The organism is Streptomyces sp. NPDC033845 (assembly GCF_055576225.1).
Window position 1 is genome coordinate 53,549 of record NZ_JBVIRI010000006.1, and the last position, 15,405, is coordinate 68,953.

The 15,405-nt window shown below is 72.1% G+C and carries 12 protein-coding genes, 2 pseudogenes and 1 riboswitch; of the genes and pseudogenes, 8 read left to right on the forward strand and 6 right to left on the reverse strand.

Features of this window, described 5'->3' with window-relative positions:
- Nucleotides 1–4: 4 nt before the first annotated feature.
- Nucleotides 5–925: an ABC transporter substrate-binding protein gene (locus tag ACZ50K_RS14975; protein WP_468902562.1), complete on the reverse strand. Its 921-nt coding sequence runs from the start codon at nt 923–925 to the stop codon at nt 5–7.
- Nucleotides 926–1,030: 105 nt separating this feature from the next.
- Nucleotides 1,031–1,201, forward strand: a riboswitch (cobalamin riboswitch).
- A 193-nt stretch (nt 1,202–1,394) separates the two neighbouring features.
- Between ACZ50K_RS14975 and ACZ50K_RS14980 the strand changes: the two genes are divergently transcribed.
- From ACZ50K_RS14980 to ACZ50K_RS15000, 5 genes are read left to right on the forward strand one after another with little or no spacing between them, the layout of a single operon-like run.
- Nucleotides 1,395–2,894, forward strand: a complete 1,500-nt coding sequence (locus ACZ50K_RS14980; protein ID WP_468902565.1) for a CoA-acylating methylmalonate-semialdehyde dehydrogenase — start codon at nt 1,395–1,397, stop codon at nt 2,892–2,894.
- Between the two features lie 5 nt (nt 2,895–2,899).
- A complete protein-coding gene (locus ACZ50K_RS14985; protein WP_468903212.1) occupies nt 2,900–4,045 on the forward strand; it encodes an acyl-CoA dehydrogenase family protein in 1,146 nt (381 codons plus the stop codon).
- Nucleotides 4,042–5,169 (forward strand): enoyl-CoA hydratase/isomerase family protein, encoded by a 1,128-nt coding sequence (locus ACZ50K_RS14990; RefSeq protein ID WP_468902568.1) that lies wholly within the window; start codon nt 4,042–4,044, stop codon nt 5,167–5,169. The genes ACZ50K_RS14985 and ACZ50K_RS14990 overlap by 4 nt, the downstream gene beginning before the upstream one ends.
- On the forward strand, nt 5,166–6,068 hold the full coding sequence (gene mmsB, locus ACZ50K_RS14995; RefSeq protein WP_468902571.1) for a 3-hydroxyisobutyrate dehydrogenase: 903 nt from the start codon (nt 5,166–5,168) through the stop codon (nt 6,066–6,068). Before ACZ50K_RS14990 ends, mmsB begins: the two co-directional genes overlap by 4 nt.
- A complete protein-coding gene (locus ACZ50K_RS15000) occupies nt 6,065–6,847 on the forward strand; it encodes an enoyl-CoA hydratase (RefSeq protein ID WP_468902574.1) in 783 nt (260 codons plus the stop codon). Before mmsB ends, ACZ50K_RS15000 begins: the two co-directional genes overlap by 4 nt.
- A 49-nt stretch (nt 6,848–6,896) precedes the next feature.
- On the opposite strand, the gene ACZ50K_RS15005 is transcribed toward ACZ50K_RS15000, so the two are convergent.
- From ACZ50K_RS15005 to ACZ50K_RS15020, 4 genes are all read right to left on the reverse strand, one after another.
- Nucleotides 6,897–7,136 carry a hypothetical protein gene (locus ACZ50K_RS15005; RefSeq protein ID WP_468902577.1) on the reverse strand — a complete coding sequence of 80 codons (240 nt, stop codon included), beginning with the start codon at nt 7,134–7,136 and terminating at the stop codon, nt 6,897–6,899.
- 366 nt (nt 7,137–7,502) lie between these two features.
- Nucleotides 7,503–8,402, reverse strand: a complete 900-nt coding sequence (locus ACZ50K_RS15010; RefSeq protein ID WP_468902580.1) for a thioesterase II family protein — start codon at nt 8,400–8,402, stop codon at nt 7,503–7,505.
- On the reverse strand, nt 8,395–8,646 hold the full coding sequence (locus ACZ50K_RS15015; protein ID WP_468902583.1) for a hypothetical protein: 252 nt from the start codon (nt 8,644–8,646) through the stop codon (nt 8,395–8,397). Before ACZ50K_RS15015 ends, ACZ50K_RS15010 begins: the two co-directional genes overlap by 8 nt.
- A complete protein-coding gene (locus ACZ50K_RS15020; RefSeq protein ID WP_468902586.1) occupies nt 8,601–11,339 on the reverse strand; it encodes a hypothetical protein in 2,739 nt (912 codons plus the stop codon). The genes ACZ50K_RS15015 and ACZ50K_RS15020 overlap by 46 nt, the downstream gene beginning before the upstream one ends.
- 511 nt (nt 11,340–11,850) lie before the next feature.
- Between ACZ50K_RS15020 and ACZ50K_RS15025 the strand changes: the two genes are divergently transcribed.
- Complete coding sequence (locus ACZ50K_RS15025; RefSeq protein WP_468903214.1) at nt 11,851–12,822, forward strand: LysR family transcriptional regulator; 972 nt, start codon at nt 11,851–11,853, stop codon at nt 12,820–12,822.
- Nucleotides 12,823–12,908: 86 nt separating this feature from the next.
- On the opposite strand, the gene ACZ50K_RS15030 is transcribed toward ACZ50K_RS15025, so the two are convergent.
- Nucleotides 12,909–13,628 (reverse strand): class I SAM-dependent methyltransferase, encoded by a 720-nt coding sequence (locus ACZ50K_RS15030; RefSeq protein WP_468902588.1) that lies wholly within the window; start codon nt 13,626–13,628, stop codon nt 12,909–12,911.
- Nucleotides 13,629–13,889: 261 nt separating this feature from the next.
- Between ACZ50K_RS15030 and ACZ50K_RS15035 the strand changes: the two are divergent.
- Both ACZ50K_RS15035 and ACZ50K_RS15040 read left to right on the forward strand, forming a co-directional pair.
- A pseudogene (locus ACZ50K_RS15035) lies at nt 13,890–14,330 on the forward strand (carbohydrate binding domain-containing protein); the annotation flags it as partial.
- A gap of 144 nt (nt 14,331–14,474) precedes the next feature.
- Nucleotides 14,475–15,380, forward strand: a pseudogene (locus ACZ50K_RS15040) (right-handed parallel beta-helix repeat-containing protein); the annotation flags it as partial.
- Nucleotides 15,381–15,405: the final 25 nt, after the last annotated feature.

Here is a 15,405-nt window from a genome sequence, read left to right on the forward strand (position 1 = left end):
GGACTCAGACCCGGCCCAGTCGCCGCGCCTCCGCCCCGGTCACCGGGTCCCCGGCCCGTACGCCGTGCAGGACGTGGGCGAGGACCTCGGCGCCGCGGACCACGCGCGGGCCCGGCCGGTTGAAGTACGCGGGACCGTCCAGGACCCACACCTCCCCGGCCCGTACGGCGGGCAGCTCCGCCCAGCCCGGCAGCCCGGTCAGGAGCCCGATCTCCGACAGGGTCCGCCCGGGCGGGAAGCCGCACGGCAGGACGAGGACCACGTCCGGGCGTGCGGCCCGCACCGCATCCCAGGTCATGGGCCTGGTGTGTTCGCCGGGCGCGGCCAGGAGGGCCTCGCCGCCCGCGGCGGCGATCTGCTCCGGGACCCAGTGGCCGGCCGGCCACAGCGGGTCCAGCCATTCCACGGCGACCACCCGCGGCCGGTCCCGGCCGGCGGTGAGCCGGCGGACCTCGTCCAGCCGCCCCCGCAGTTCGGTGCGCCGCCGCTCGGCCCGCTCCCGCACCCCGAGCAGGTCCCCCACGGTGACCAGGCAGTCCAGTACGTCGTCCAGGGTCTTCGGTTCCAGGCTCAGCACCCGGGGTCCGGTGTCCATGACCCGCACGGCCCGGGAGACGGCCCGGTAGGACACCGCGCAGACCTCGCACAGGTCCTGGGTGAGCAGCACGTCCGGCGCGAGCGCGGCGAGGGCCTCCGTGTCCAGGGTGTAGAGGGAGGACCCGGAGTGGGCGGCCCCGCCGACCGCCTCGGAGATCTCCCGGCTGCTGAGTTCGTCCGGGTCGAACCCGGCGCGGGTGATGACGGGGACGGAGGCGACCTCGGCGGGTGGCCAGTCGCATTCGTGGGTGCGTCCGACCAGGTCACGGGCGAGTCCGAGGTCCGCCACGAGGTCCGTGGCCGCCGGGAGCAGCGAGACGATGCGCATCCCTTGAGGGTAGGCGCGGCATGGCGCGAGGGCGGACGCGCGGCATGTCCCGAGGCAGGCACGTGGCCGGAGGCCCTGGACTTACTAGGACGTCCAACTATATGTTCGTGGCACAAGGTCCGCGGTGCAGGGAAGCCGGTGAGAAACCGGCACGGTCCCGCCACTGTGACCGGGGAGTGTGCTGCCATCCACACGCCACTGACGAGGTCTGTCGGGAAGGCGGGCGGCACGCGGGGATCCGGGAGTCAGGATACCGGCCGCGGATTGTTCCGTGTTGTCCACGAGGATGGAGCAGACACGCATGGCACCGGTTTGTACCCACGACCCTGGTGATCCGGCGGAGCGCACCCCCACCACTTCCGTGCGCTCGTAGTTCCCACGGCCTTCCGCAGCGGCGCACCCCCATCCGGGTGCCGTCCGCCGGCTCGCCGTGCCATCCCCGGATCCCACCTGACGAGAGCAGGCACCCATGGTCCGTGAACTCACCCACTTCATCGGCGGAAAGCACACCCCCGGCACCTCCGGGCTCTACGCCGACGTGTACGACCCGAACACCGGTACCGTCCAGGCCCGCGTCCCCCTGGCAGGACGGGCCGACACCGAAGCCGCCATCGCCAACGCCCAGGAGGCGCAGGCGGAATGGGGCCAGTGGAACCCGCAGCGGCGGGCCCGGGTCCTGCTCCGCTTCCTCCAACTCGTCGAGGGAGAGCGGGAGGACCTGGCCCGACTGCTCTCCTCCGAGCACGGGAAGACTGTCGCCGACGCCCACGGGGACCTCCAACGAGGCCTGGAAGTCGTCGAGTTCGCCGCCGGCATTCCGCACCTCCTCAAGGGGGAGTTCACCGACAACGCGGGCACCGGCATCGACGTGCACTCACTGCGGGTCCCGCTCGGCGTCGTCGCCGGCATCACCCCCTTCAACTTCCCCGCCATGATCCCCCTCTGGCAGGCCGCACCCGCCCTGGCCTGCGGAAACGCGTTCGTCCTCAAACCCTCCGAACGCGATCCCTCCGTACCGCTGCGCCTCGCCGAACTGTTCCTGGAGGCCGGCCTCCCGCCCGGCGTCCTCAATGTCGTCAACGGTGGCAAGGAATCCGTCGACACCCTCCTGGAGGACCCGCGGGTCCAGGCCCTCGGGTTCGTCGGCTCGACCCCGATCGCCGCGCACATCTACGCCACCGCCGCCGCCCACGGCAAACGCGCCCAGTGCTTCGGCGGCGCCAAGAACCACATGATCGTGATGCCGGACGCCGACCTCGACCAGGCCGTCGACGCCCTCATCGGCGCAGGCTACGGCTCGGCCGGCGAGCGCTGCATGGCCATCGCCGTCGCCGTACCCGTGGGCGAGGAGACGGCCGACCGGCTCGTCGCCGCCCTCAAGGAGCGCATCGCCACCCTCAGGATCGGCCGCTCCGACGACCCCGAGGCAGACTTCGGCCCCCTGGTCAGCCGGGACGCCCTCGACCGGGTCCGCCGCTACGTGGACATCGGCGCGGGCGAAGGGGCCGAACTCGTCGTCGACGGCCGCGGATTCACCCTCGAAGGCCACGAGAACGGCTACTTCGCCGGCGCCACCCTCTTCGACCGCGTCTCCCCGCAGATGCGCATCTACCGCGAGGAGATCTTCGGCCCCGTCCTGTCCGTGGTCCGCGCCGCCGACTTCGAGGAAGCGCTGCGCCTGCCCACCGAGCACCCCTACGGCAACGGCGTGGCCATCTTCACCCGCGACGGGGACACCGCCCGCGAGTTCACCCGCCGGGTGGGCGCCGGCATGGTCGGCGTCAACGTGCCCATCCCCGTCCCCGTCGCCTACCACACCTTCGGAGGCTGGAAGCGGTCGGGCTTCGGCGACCTCAACCAGCACGGCCCCGACTCCATCCGCTTCCACACCCGCACCAAGACCGTCACCTCGCGCTGGCCCTCCGGGGTCAAGGAGGGCGCGAGCTTCACCATCCCCACGATGGGGTGACCGAAGTGACCACCACCCTCACCGAGGACCAACTGGCCCTGGCCGAGGTCACCCTCGACTTCGCCCAGGAGCAGCTGGCCCCCCACGCGGTCCTCTGGGACCAGACCAAGCACTTCCCCGTCGACGTGCTCCGCCGGGCCGCCGCGCTCGGCCTCGGCGGGGTCTACGTCCGCGAGGAACACGGCGGTTCGGGCCTCTCCCGCAGCGACGGCGTCCTCGTCTTCGAGACCCTCGCCACCGGCTGCCCCTCCATCGCCGCCTACCTCTCCATCCACAACATGGTCGCCTGGATGATCGACCGCTACGGCGACCCCGCACAGCGCGCCCGCTGGCTCCCCGGCCTCTGCTCGGCCGAGACCCTGGGCAGCTACTGCCTCACCGAACCCGGAGCCGGCTCCGACGCCGCCGCGCTGCGCACCCGGGCCGAACGCCAGGGCGACCACTACGTACTGAGCGGGGTCAAGCAGTTCATCTCCGGCGCCGGAGATGCCGGGGTCTACGTGGTCATGGCCCGGACCGGCGACCCCGGCCCTGCCGGAATCACCGCGTTCGTGGTCGAACGCGAGGACCCCGGAGTGTCCTTCGGCCCCAACGAACAGAAGATGGGCTGGAACGCCCAGCCCACCCGCCAGGTGATCCTCGACGGCGTCCGGATCCCCGCCGACCGGAGACTCGGCACCGAGGGCGAAGGCTTCCGCATCGCCATGAACGGCCTCAACGGCGGCCGCCTCGGCATCGCCGCCTGCTCCCTCGGCGGGGCGCAGAGCGCCCTCGACCGGTCGTTGTCCTACCTCGCCGACCGCGAGGCCTTCGGCGGCCGGCTGCTGGACGCCCAGGCGCTCCAGTTCCGGCTCGCCGACATGGCCACCGAACTCGCCGCCGCCCGCGCCCTGGTCCGGCAGGCCGCCGAGGCCCTGGACGCGGGCGACCCGCCGGCCCCGCAGCTCTGCGCCATGGCCAAACGGTTCGCCACCGACACCGGATACGCCGTCGCCGACGCCGCCCTCCAACTGCACGGAGGCTACGGCTACCTCAGCGAGTACGGCATCGAGAAGATCGTCCGCGACCTGCGGGTCCACCAGATCCTGGAAGGCACCAACGAGGTCATGCGCGTCATCGTCGCGCGCGGACTCACGGAGAACCTGCGATGACCCACGACACCCCGAACGCCCCCGCCCCCGTCGCCGATGCCGATGTCGATGTCGATGTCGATGTCGACCACGTCCTCACCCGCACCGAGGGCCACGCCGCATACATCACCCTCAACCGCCCCAAGGCCCTCAACGCCCTCAGCCACCCCATGGTGCTCCGCATCGAAGAGGCCCTCACCGCCTGGGCCGAGGACCCGGCCGTCGAGCTGGTCGTCATCGAGGGCGCCGGCGAGCGCGGACTGTGCGCGGGCGGCGACATCCGAGCCATCCACGAGGACGCCCGCACCGGCGGCACCGCCTCCGCGGACTTCTGGCGCGACGAGTACCGCCTCAACGCCCTGATCGCCCGCTACCCCAAGCCGTACGTCGCCCTCATGGACGGCATCGTCATGGGCGGCGGGGTCGGAGTCTCCGCCCACGGCAGCGTCCGCATCGTCACCGAACGCTCCAAGGTCGCCCTGCCCGAAACCGGCATCGGCTTCGTCCCCGACGTCGGCGGCACCTACCTCCTCGCCCTGGCCCCCGGCGAACTCGGCACCCACCTGGCGCTCACCGGAGCCCCCGTCGGCGCCGCCGACGCCCTGCTGTGCGGACTCGCCGACCACTTCGTCCCCGCCCCGGCCCTCCCCGAGGTGGCCCGGGACCTCGCCGCCCACCCCGTGCACACCGTCCTGGAACGGCATGTGGCGGACCCTCCCCCCGGGGAACTCGCCGCCGCCCGCGAATGGATCGACCACTGCTACGCCGCCGACACCGCCGAGGAGATCCTCGTTCGGCTCCGCGCTTGCGGCCTCCCCGCCGCGAAGGCCGCCGCGGACACCCTGCTGACGAAATCCCCGACGGCGGTCAAGGTCACCCTGGCGGCGCTGCGCCGGGCCCGCCACCTCGGACCGCTGGAACACGTACTGGAACAGGAGTACCGCGTCTCCTGCGCGGCCCTGTCCTCACCCGACCTGGTCGAGGGCATCCGCGCCCAGGTCATCGACAAGGACCGCACACCGCACTGGTCCCCGGCCACGCTGGAGGCCGTCACCGACGCGGCCGTGGACCGCTACTTCGCCCCGCAGGGCGCGCACGGGCTCCGGCTCCCCGCACCTGCCTCGTCGCAGGAGGTCGTCTGGTGAGCACCACCGTCGCATTCGTCGGGCTCGGCCACATGGGCGGGCCGATGGCCGCCAACCTGGTCAAGGCCGGACACCGGGTCCTCGGCTTCGACCTCGTCCCCGACCTGCTGGCCGCAGCGGTCTCCGCAGGCGTCGAGGCGGCAGGCTCCGCGGCCGAGGCCGCCGCGGAGGCCGACGCGGTCATCACCATGCTGCCCGCCGGCCGCCACGTCCTGACCCTCTACGGCGAGCAGGGCCTCCTGGCCGCGGCCCGCCCCGGCACCCTGTTCGTCGACTGCTCCACCATCGACGTGGCCGACGCCCGCTCCGCCCACCAGGCCGCTGTCACGGCCGGCCACCGCGCCCTCGACGCACCCGTCTCGGGCGGGGTAGTGGGCGCCGAGGCGGCCACCCTCACCTTCATGGCGGGCGGAGGAGCGGACGAGTTCGCGGCCGCCGAGCCGCTGCTCGCCGCGATGGGCCGGAAGGCCGTGCACTGCGGCGGGCCGGGCGCCGGACAGGCGGCGAAGATCTGCAACAACATGATCCTCGCCATCTCCATGATCGGCGTCAGCGAGGCGTTCGTCCTCGCCGAAAGCCTCGGCCTGGACCACCAGGCCCTCTACGAGGTCGCCTCCACCGCATCCGGCCAGTGCTGGGCCCTCACCGTCAACTGCCCGGTCCCCGGCCCGGTCCCCACCAGCCCCGCCAACCGCGCGTACCGCCCCGGATTCGCCGCCCCGCTCATGGCCAAGGACCTCGGCCTCGCCGCGAACGCCCTGCGCGCCGGCGGCGTGGAGGCCCCGCTCGGCCTGAAGGCCGCCGAGATGTACGCGGCCTTCGCCGCCGCCGAGGGCGCCGACCTCGACTTCTCCGCGATCGTCCGCACCCTGCGACCCCAGAACGGAACCCCCGCATGACCGACACCGATTACGAGACCATCCGCCTGGAACGCAAGGGCCGCGTCGCCGTCCTCACCCTCGACCGCCCCCAGGCGCTCAACGCCCTCAACCTCCAGCTGATGCAGGAGGTCGTCGCCGCCACGGAGGCACTGGACCGGGACCCCGGCATCGGCTGCATCGTCCTCACCGGCTCCGCGAAGGCCTTCGCCGCCGGCGCCGACATCAAGGAGATGCGCCCGCAGAGCTATATGGACATGTACCTCACCGACTGGTTCACCGCCTGGGACCGGCTCGGGGACGTACGCACCCCCACCCTCGCCGCCGTATCCGGCTACGCCCTCGGCGGCGGCTGCGAACTGGCCATGCTCTGCGACATCCTCCTCGCCTCCGACACGGCGAAGTTCGGGCAGCCCGAGATCAAACTCGGCGTCATCCCCGGAATCGGCGGCTCCCAGCGCCTCACCCGGGCCGTCGGCAAGGCCAAGGCGATGGAGCTGTGCCTGACCGGCCGCACCATGGACGCCGCCGAGGCCGAGCGGGCCGGACTGGTGTCCCGCATCGTCCCCGCCGAGGACCTGCTCGCCGAGGCCCTCGCCGTGGCCACGACGGTCGCCGAGATGTCCAAACCGGTCGCGATGATGGCCAAGGAAGCCGTGAACCGGGCCTTCGAGACCACCCTCGCCGAAGGGGTCCGCTTCGAACGCCGCCTGTTCCACGCCGTGTTCGCCACCGCCGACCAGAAGGAGGGCATGTCGGCCTTCGTGGACAAGCGCCCACCCCACTTCACCCACGCCTGAGCCACGGGACCGGGGGCCAGGGACCGGGGACCGGGGCCGGGGGACAGGATCAGCCGGTGACGGCTGCCTGCCAGGTCCAGGAGGTGCGCCGGGCGCGGCCGGCCAACTGCCCGGCGTAGGAAAGCAGATCGTGCGCGATATGCGCGGCCGTCGTCCAGCATCTCCAATCCAGCGAACCCGCCGGAACCGACCAGTCCTCCGCCTCGCGTGCGCCGAGGATCCGCACCATCCCGGCCACGGCCTCGCCGCGCTGGCTGTCGCGCGGCGGGCCGAGCATCCGGCCGGTCACCTCCTCGCGGGCCGCACCGGCCCGGCCGGCCTGCGCTGGCCGGACTCGCTGCCCAGGGCACGTGGAAGGACGTGCCCACCAGACGGCCCGGGCCCCCCGCCCCGGCCACGGCGTCCCGGTGGGCCTGGGCGCCGCGGCCTTCGACATCGGCCCCGACCCTGCGGCCGCTTCCGACGTCCCCTCCCAGAGCGGCGGCGGAGCGGACCCGCCGCAGTTCTCGTGGAGGACGTACGAGTCCGCCGAGGCCTCCGACAGCGCGGCCGCGGTCCTCAGAAATCGCCGGTCGGCGGGATGCGGCGCTCGTGGTACGCGGGGGCCGGGGTGACGGGGGCGTGGGTCACGAAGCCTGGGTCACGGAAACCTGGGTCACGGGGTCTCACTCCTTCCCGGAGCGGGATCTCCGGTGCGGCGGGTCTCCCCGCGGAGGTCGATGGGGTGCGGTGCCACGGGCGATCCGGCCGGGGCCAGGACCGCCGGGCCGCGGAGTGCCTGCAGGACGTGGGCGACGACCGCGGGCATGTGGTCGAGCAGGTAGAAGTGGCCGCCGGGAAACACATGGGGTCCGGTGAGGTGTTCGGCGACCTCCGCCCAGCGCGCGGCGTCCGCGAGGGGGGTGGCGGGATCCTCGTCGCCGAGCAGAACCCGCAGAGGCGTGCCGAGGCGCAGCCGCTCCAGGTCCGGGGCGTAGTTGCCGATCACCTGGAAGTCCGCCCGGCAGGCCGGGAGTATCAGCTCGCGGACCTCGGGGTCGGCGAGGAGTTCTTCGGGCGTGCCGCCCAGTTCGCGGAGGTACTCGATGATCTGGGCGTCGTCGTAGCCGGCCACCTCGGAGGGGTGCTCCAGCAGTCGGCGCGGGCTGGGCCGGCCGGAGACGACGACCCCTACGGGCCGGGGGCCGACCAGATCCTCCAGCCGACTGGCCGTCTCCACCGCGAGCGAGGCGCCCATGCTGTGTCCGAAGAACACCGAGGGGCGGTCGAGGACGGCGGACAGCTGGTCGGCCAGCTCGTCGGCGAGGTCCGCCATCGAGGTGAAGGCCTTTTCGCCCAGGCGGCGTTCCCGTCCGGGCAGGACCACGGACAGGACCTCCACGTCGCCGGGGACGGCGGTGGCCCAGTCCCGGTAGAAGGCCGGTGCGCCGCCCGCCGGGCCGAAGCACACCACCAGGGACCCGGCGTCCGGGCGGGGCGCGTACCGCCGGAACCAGGCCTCCGGCCCCGAATCCGCTCCCGTCGCGGTCCCGTTGTCGTACTGGTACTCAGACATGATCGCCCTCCGATGATGTTGTCGTTGGGGAGATCGTGCCGGACAGCCGGGCGGAAATCTCCTCGTCGGGCAAGGAGTCGATCTCCAGGAACACCTCGGCCACCGCCTCCGGACGGCCGCGGTCGGCATGCCCGTACCGGACAGCCGTGCTCCGCGAGCCGGTGGGCTCGCGGAGCACGGGATGTGCCGGCGCCGGTGTCAGCGCAGCGGGATGGAGTCGATCACGCGCTGCGGAATCGTCCACGCCCCCGTGACCTCTGTCGTCACCGTCCGTCCGCCTTCGGCGATCAGCCAAACAGTCGCCGCATCAGGCGACTTGACCCGTGTCCCGTCGGCGATCCTGGTGGTGAGCGTGTTCCAGACGCGTTGGGGGACGACCTGCATGGGTCGGTCGGCGTAGCCGCTGGCGGTGAGTTCCTCGATGCTGGCGAAGGTGATTCTGGCGCCTCCGATGATGGCTGCCTGGCCGGTGGAGCCGGAGTCCTTGATGCGTGTGCCGTCGGTGATTTTCGTGGTCATGGCGTCCCATACGCGTGCGGGGACGATCTGGCGGGGGACGGTGTGGTATCCGGCGGTGTCGCGTTCGGCCGCGGTCTGGAAGTCGATGCGCGCACCGCCGATGACCGCGGCCTCCGAGGTCGCTCCGCTCTTGGCCAGCCGCGTCCCGTCGGCGATCCTGGTGGTGAGCGTGTTCCAGACGCGTTGGGGGACGACCTGCATGGGTCGGTCGGCGTAGCCGCTGGCGGTGAGTTCCTCGATGCTGGCGAAGGTGATTCTGGCGCCTCCGATGATGGCTGCCTGGCCGGTGGAGCCGGAGTCCTTGATGCGTGTGCCGTCGGTGATCTTCGTGGTCATGGCGTCCCATACGCGTGCGGGGACGACCTGGCGGGGGACGGTGTGGTATCCGGCGGTGTCGCGTTCGGCCGCGGTCTGGAAGTCGATGCGCGCACCGCCGATGACCGCGGCCTCCGAGGTCGCTCCGCTCTTGGCCAGCCGCGTGCCGTCCGCGATCCTCGTGGGCATCGAGTCCCACACCCGAGGCGGCACGATCAGCAGCGGCTCGGGGCCGTAGCCCGAGCCCTCCAGCTCCTCCATGCTCTGGAAGGCGACCACCGCCCCGCCGACCACGGCACCCTGCGAGGTGTTGTCGCTCCTGCCGAGCAGCGTCCCGTCCTCGATCTTCGTGGTCATGGCGTCCCACACCCGTGCGGGGACGACCTGGCGGGGCTCGTCGCCGAACCCGGCGGCGTCGCGTTCGGCCGCGGTCTGGAAGTCGACGCGCGCACCGCCGATGACGGCGGCCTCCGAGGTGGCTCCGCTCTTGGCCAGCCGCGTACCGTCCGCGATCTTCGTGGTCATGGCGTCCCAGACCCGTGCGGGAATGACCTGGCGGGTCGTGTCACCGTATCCGGCGGCGTCGCGTTCGGCCCCGGTCTGGAAGTCGACGCGCGCACCGCCGATGACGGCGGCCTCCGAGGTGGCCCCGCTCTTGGCCAGCCGCGTACCGTCCATGATGCGCGTCGGCAGGACGCTGAACGCCCGGCCCGGGACGGCCCGCACCTTCGAGGGCCAGTCCGTGCCGAAGCCCGCATCGATCACTTCCTGGGGACTGCTGAAGTTCACCCTGCCGCCACCGACGATGGCGGCCACGGGAGTGGAGCCCAGCGTGCCCTGGATGAGGGTGCCGTCCTTGGGGATGGGCGGCAGGGTGTGGAAGTGCCGCGCCGGAATGCCCTGGACCTTCGAGGGCCAGTTGGTGCCGTAGCCGGAGTCGATGACCTCCTGCGGGTTGTCGAACGGGAGGGCCGCACCACCGAGGATCATCGCGACGGGCGTGGAGACACCGCCCGCGGCACCCTGCACGAGCGTGCCGTCCGCGGGGATCGCCCCGAGGTTGTGGTAGCTGCCGGGAGAGATCGCCACCACCTTGGCCGCCCAGTTGCCGCCGTGGCCGGAGTCGATGACCTCCTGCGGGCTGGCGAAGGGGATCAGCGCGCCGCCGACGGTCGCCGACACCGGAAGGTCCGTGGAGCCGGCCTTCGCCTGCACCAGCTGACCGTCCGCCGGCAGGGTGTTCATGTGGTCGCGCGCGTCGACGGACCACGACGACACCTTCACCGGCGTGCCGCAGGTGACGGGAGCGGCGCAGGTCTCCTGCCACAGCGGAGCGCCGCCGACGAAGAGGTGCACCCTGCCGCGCTGGTCGATGACGGTGGCCCCGTTGCGCGGAGTGGCCGGCCCGGCGTTGATGACGGCCTGCGTGGTGGGACGCGGAGTCGTGGTGCAGATTCCCTCACCGCAGGTGGCCTGCCACACGGGCGCGCCCCCCACCATCTTGTACACCCGACCGGTGTCGGTGGTGGACAGGAGCGTTCCGTCGGGCAGCCCGTGGACGGAGGTCACCGGCTGCGGGCCCGCGGGAGGCGCCGGCGTCCCGCCCGACGGGGGCGCGCCACCGCCACCCCTCCGGCCCCGCCCCTCGGGCGGACAGTGCGAGTCGGCGGGACCCGCCCACATGCACATCGTCTCGGCGACCGGGATCTTGGCGACGCGGTACGAGGTCGTCTTGTTGTCGCGGCACCACAGCACGCCCATCCAGTACTTGATCTCGACGGTCATGGTGACCTCGTAGACGACGAACAGGTTCGTCACGAACGGCTGGAGATGGATGTACTGACCCGTCGGGACGATGGGGGAGTACTCGCCCGTCTCCGACGTCTCCCTGACGACCGTCTGCGTCCAGCCGGCCTCCAGAGCGATCTTGACGATCTTCTCGGCTTCGATGGACCCGCCGACCGAGGTCTGCACGCTCAGAGAGATCTTCTCCCCGTACGTGGCCTTCATCGGTACGGGCGCACCGGTCGAGTTGTAGGTGCTCTTCACCCTCCCGGCCGGAGTCGTATCCATGGTGCGCGAGAGCAGACGGCGGGTCTCCACGTTGTCGAGGATGTCACCGGGGGTGCACGGCAACCAGATTCCGAAACCCCTGGCCTGGCCGGCGGCAGCGCTCGTGGCACTCGGTGGCGGCGCCAGGCCGGCTGCCCGCGCTGGTGTGGACGTCGTCTCCAGCAAGGAGACGATCCCGGTGAAAAGGGCCACCAGGGCCACCAGGTATCTGTTCCATCTTTTCATTGAATTTCCCCGTATCGGACCCCGATGGGGTCGCAGATCCGCAATCCGCCTCCCGCGGCCAACGGCACGCGTCGAGGCGGAGCAGCTCAAGAAGTCGCCCTGTGAGAAGGCGAAGATCGTCCACCCGCCGCCGTCAGGCAGCCGTGGACACCGATGTGCCACCCCCGATTCCCCCGTTGTGCCGCCCCTGCCCCGACCCGCCGGCCGTGTGGTCCCCGTGGTGAGGAGCCGAGGCAGGCTCAGCTTGCCCGGCTCGAACTGCGGCTGTCAGCAAGGCAATTATTCGAAAGACCTGGCGATCGATAACATCCGCCTTATGACTCCTGGTCGCAGCGCTGACACCGCCGGTCCTGGTCCCGCGGCGGCGGGAGAGCCGAGCGTCCACCAACTGCGCCTGTTCCTGACCCTCGCCGAAGAACTGCACTTCGGACGTGCCGCCGAGCGGCTGTTCATCAGCCAGTCGGCCCTCAGCCAGCAGATCCGCGACATGGAGAAACGCCTGAAGATGCCGTTGTTCGCCCGGACCAGCCGGATGGTCGACCTCACGCCGGCGGGGCGGGCACTGCTACCCGACGCTCGTCTGGTGATCGAGGCCACCGACCAACTGCGCCGCACGGCAGCGGCGCAGGCTCGTCAGAGCGACGGCCGGCTCGTGGTGGGCACGGTCGGAGCGGAGGCCGCCATGCCGCACACCCGCGCGGTGCTGCAGGAACTACAGCATCGGCACCCGCAGACGAAGGTACAGCTGCTCGGTCTGAACATCGTCGACCACATGGCCGACCTCGTCCGGCAGGACATCGACGCGGTCTTCCTCCGTCCCCCCGTACCGGAGGGCGTCGAGCTGCAGCACCTGGCCACCGAGCCACGGGTGGTGTGCCTCGCCGCCGACGACCCCCTGGCAGCCCTCCCGCACCTCACCCTGGCCCAACTGGCGGACAGAGCGGTGGTCGACGTGCCCGCCCAGGTACCGCGGGCGTGGTGGGACTTCTGGGCGGTCGATCCGCGTCCCGACGGCAGCCGCGTGCGGTACGGACCGGTGGTGACCGACATGGAGTCCCTGCTGCACACGGTCGGTCAGGGGGAGGCGGTGTGCTTCCTCCCTGCGGCCGCCCGGACGTTCTTCCCCCGCCCCGGCATCCGCTACCTGGACGTCCTCGACCTGTCGCCGTCGACCTGCGCGCTCGCCTGGCTGACGAACCGCCGCACGGAACCGACCATCCTGGCCCTCCGGCAGGCGGCCCGCACGATCGCCCGGCGAACCGCCGGCGACCGGACGCTCCACCCCTGACCCGGCCATCGCGGTCGCCGGGGGACGTCGAGTCCCGGCGGCGGACGCCTCGCCGGCCGGTGGGCCCGCCGGCGGTGACCGGATGTTCAGGGGCGGCCCGCGACGAACCAGCGGGCGGGGAGGCGGAGCGGGGTGCCGTCGGGGCCGCTCTCGCTCATGGCGAGGGATGTGGTCCCCTCGGCGAGGACGGCCAGTCCCGCTCCGCCGAGCAGGCCGGACACCTCGCCGTCGGCGATCTCGCCGGGCCGCAGATCGTGTTCCTTGACCCGGCGGAGTTTGGGCGAGGGCCCGCCGGGCAGCTCGGCGAACCCGGCGATGGCCTCCTTGGCCTCGCCGGTGGGTTCCAGGACGAGGGCGCGGCCGCGCGTGCCGACCAGCCGGGCGACGGACGCGGCCACCGCGGGCCGGTCCTCGGGGTCGCTCTGGTGAAGCACGGCCCGCATGTAGACGTTGGTGTCCCCGAGGCGCTCGTGCAGGGTGGCGGTCTGGGCGGGGTCGGCGAGGTTGAGCTGCTCGTACGTGGCCGCCCCCGCCCGGTCGGCGCGGCGGGCGTGCTCCACGGCGGCGGCGGAGAGGTCCACGCCCACCGCGCGGGTGAATCGGGTGGCGAGGTAGCGGGTCTGGGTGCCGTTCCCGCAGCCGAGGTCGGCGACGGGAAGGGATGCGTCGGCGTACGGGGCGAGGTGGCCGAGGTCGTGTTGCGCGGTGAGGGCGGGGTCGGCGTCCCAGAACGGTTCGCCCGGCTCCCCCGAGCACTGCTCCCAGAAGCCGTCCCAGGCGGCGCGGTAACGGTCGGACACGCTCATGGGAACTCCCTGCGGATCGGGTGTACGGGCATCCTGCGCGGCGACACGACGGGGCAAACACCATGTCCCCCGCGGGGGCGACGGCCGCTCCGGGCTGCCGTGGACGCCTGGGCGCGCCCATCTCTCCCCGCGCAGCGCCGTGTTGACACCCGCGCATGCCCGTTGACGACCCGTATTGGTCTAGTCCAAGTTGTGTCTACGCATGTGTCCTGACCCGCTCTCCCCCCACACACACCCAGTCCCAGCATCGGAGCGAACTCCATGACGCACCACGGACGCCGCCGGCGCCGGCTCCACCACGGTCTCGCCGCCGCAGGAGCCCTCTGCCTCGGCCCCGCCCTCCTGGCCCTGATCCCCGCCCACGCGAGCGCGGCCACCGAACTCCTGGTCAACCCCGGCTTCGAGGCCGCCACCCTCGCCCCCTGGTCCTGCACCGGCACCGCCGCCCCCACGGCCGTACCCCGCTCCGGCAGCGCCGCACTGAGCGCCACCCCCGGCGCGGCCGACCTCGGCGCCTGCTCGCAGAACGTCACCGTCCAGCCGAACACCAGCTACACCCTGTCCGCCTGGGTGAAGGGCTCGTACGTCACCCTCGCCGCCACCGGCACCGATGTCTCCGGCTCCACCTGGGCCAACGCCCCCGGCTGGACGCGGCTGACCCGCTCCTTCACCACCGGGCCGGCCACCACCCAGGTCACCGTCACCCTCAGCGGCTGGTACGGCAGCCCCTACCAGGCCGACGACCTCTCCCTCACCCCGACGGGCACCGGGCCTTCTCCTTCCCCGTCCCCTTCGACCTCGGCGCCTGCCACGCCGCCCCCGACACCGACCGCCACCCCCACTCCCACCCCCACGGCGACGCCCGGCAACACGGTCCGGGTCACCACCGCCAAGGAGTTGCAGACCGCGCTGACCGCCGCCGTCCCGGGCCGGACCATCGAGCTCGCCGACGGCACGTACAAGGGCAACTTCAAGATCACCTCGGGTGGTACGGCAGCCTCCCGGATCACCCTGACCGGCTCGCCCCGCGCCGTCCTCACCACCACGACCGGCGGCGGCTACGGCCTCTCGCTGGCCGACGCCCCGTACTGGACCGTGCGGGGCATCACGGTGACGGGTGCCCAGAAGGGCATCATGGTCGACGCCTCCGACCACGTGGTGCTGGACTCGGTGACGGTGAACCACATGAAGATGGAGGGCGTGCACTTCCGCAACTCCTCCAGCTACGGGGTGCTGCGCAACTCCACCGTGCACGACACCGGGACCGCCCGCGACGGCAAGGGCGAGGGCGTCTACGTCGGCACCGCCAACACCCTCGCCGACAAGAGCGACCACGTGCAGATCCTGGACAACGTGATCGGGCCCAACATCGGCGGCGAGAACATCGACCTCAAGGAAGGCACCACCGGCGGCCTGGTCTCCGGCAACCGCTTCGACGGCAACGGCCTCACCAACGTCAACTACGACGACTCCTGGGTCGACGTGAAGGGCAACGGCTACGTCATCGAGAACAACACCGGCGTGCGCACCATGAACCACGGCTTCGAGACCCACACCCAGAACCCGGGCTGGGGCTGCGGGACCGTCTTCCGCAACAACCGCGCCGATCTCACGGGCGCGAGCGGTACCGCCCCGGCGAAGTACGCGATCAACGTGACGAACCGGTCGGGCTCCTGCCCGGTCACCGTGACCGCCGACAACACGGTCACCGGAGGCACCGCGCTCACCAACCCCGGCGTGCCCGTCGGCTGACGCGCCGACGCCCCGCCTCCCGCCC

Coding starts and splice junctions, on each gene's coding strand:
- ACZ50K_RS15030 (WP_468902588.1), bottom strand. CDS start 13,628: ATGAGCGTGTCCGACCGTTACCGCGCCGCCTGGGACGGCTTCTGGGAG.
- ACZ50K_RS14980 (WP_468902565.1), top strand. CDS start 1,395: ATGGTCCGTGAACTCACCCACTTCATCGGCGGAAAGCACACCCCCGGC.
- ACZ50K_RS14990 (WP_468902568.1), top strand. CDS start 4,042: ATGACCCACGACACCCCGAACGCCCCCGCCCCCGTCGCCGATGCCGAT.
- ACZ50K_RS15010 (WP_468902580.1), bottom strand. CDS start 8,402: ATGTCTGAGTACCAGTACGACAACGGGACCGCGACGGGAGCGGATTCG.
- ACZ50K_RS15025 (WP_468903214.1), top strand. CDS start 11,851: ATGACTCCTGGTCGCAGCGCTGACACCGCCGGTCCTGGTCCCGCGGCG.
- ACZ50K_RS14975 (WP_468902562.1), bottom strand. CDS start 925: ATGCGCATCGTCTCGCTGCTCCCGGCGGCCACGGACCTCGTGGCGGAC.
- ACZ50K_RS15000 (WP_468902574.1), top strand. CDS start 6,065: ATGACCGACACCGATTACGAGACCATCCGCCTGGAACGCAAGGGCCGC.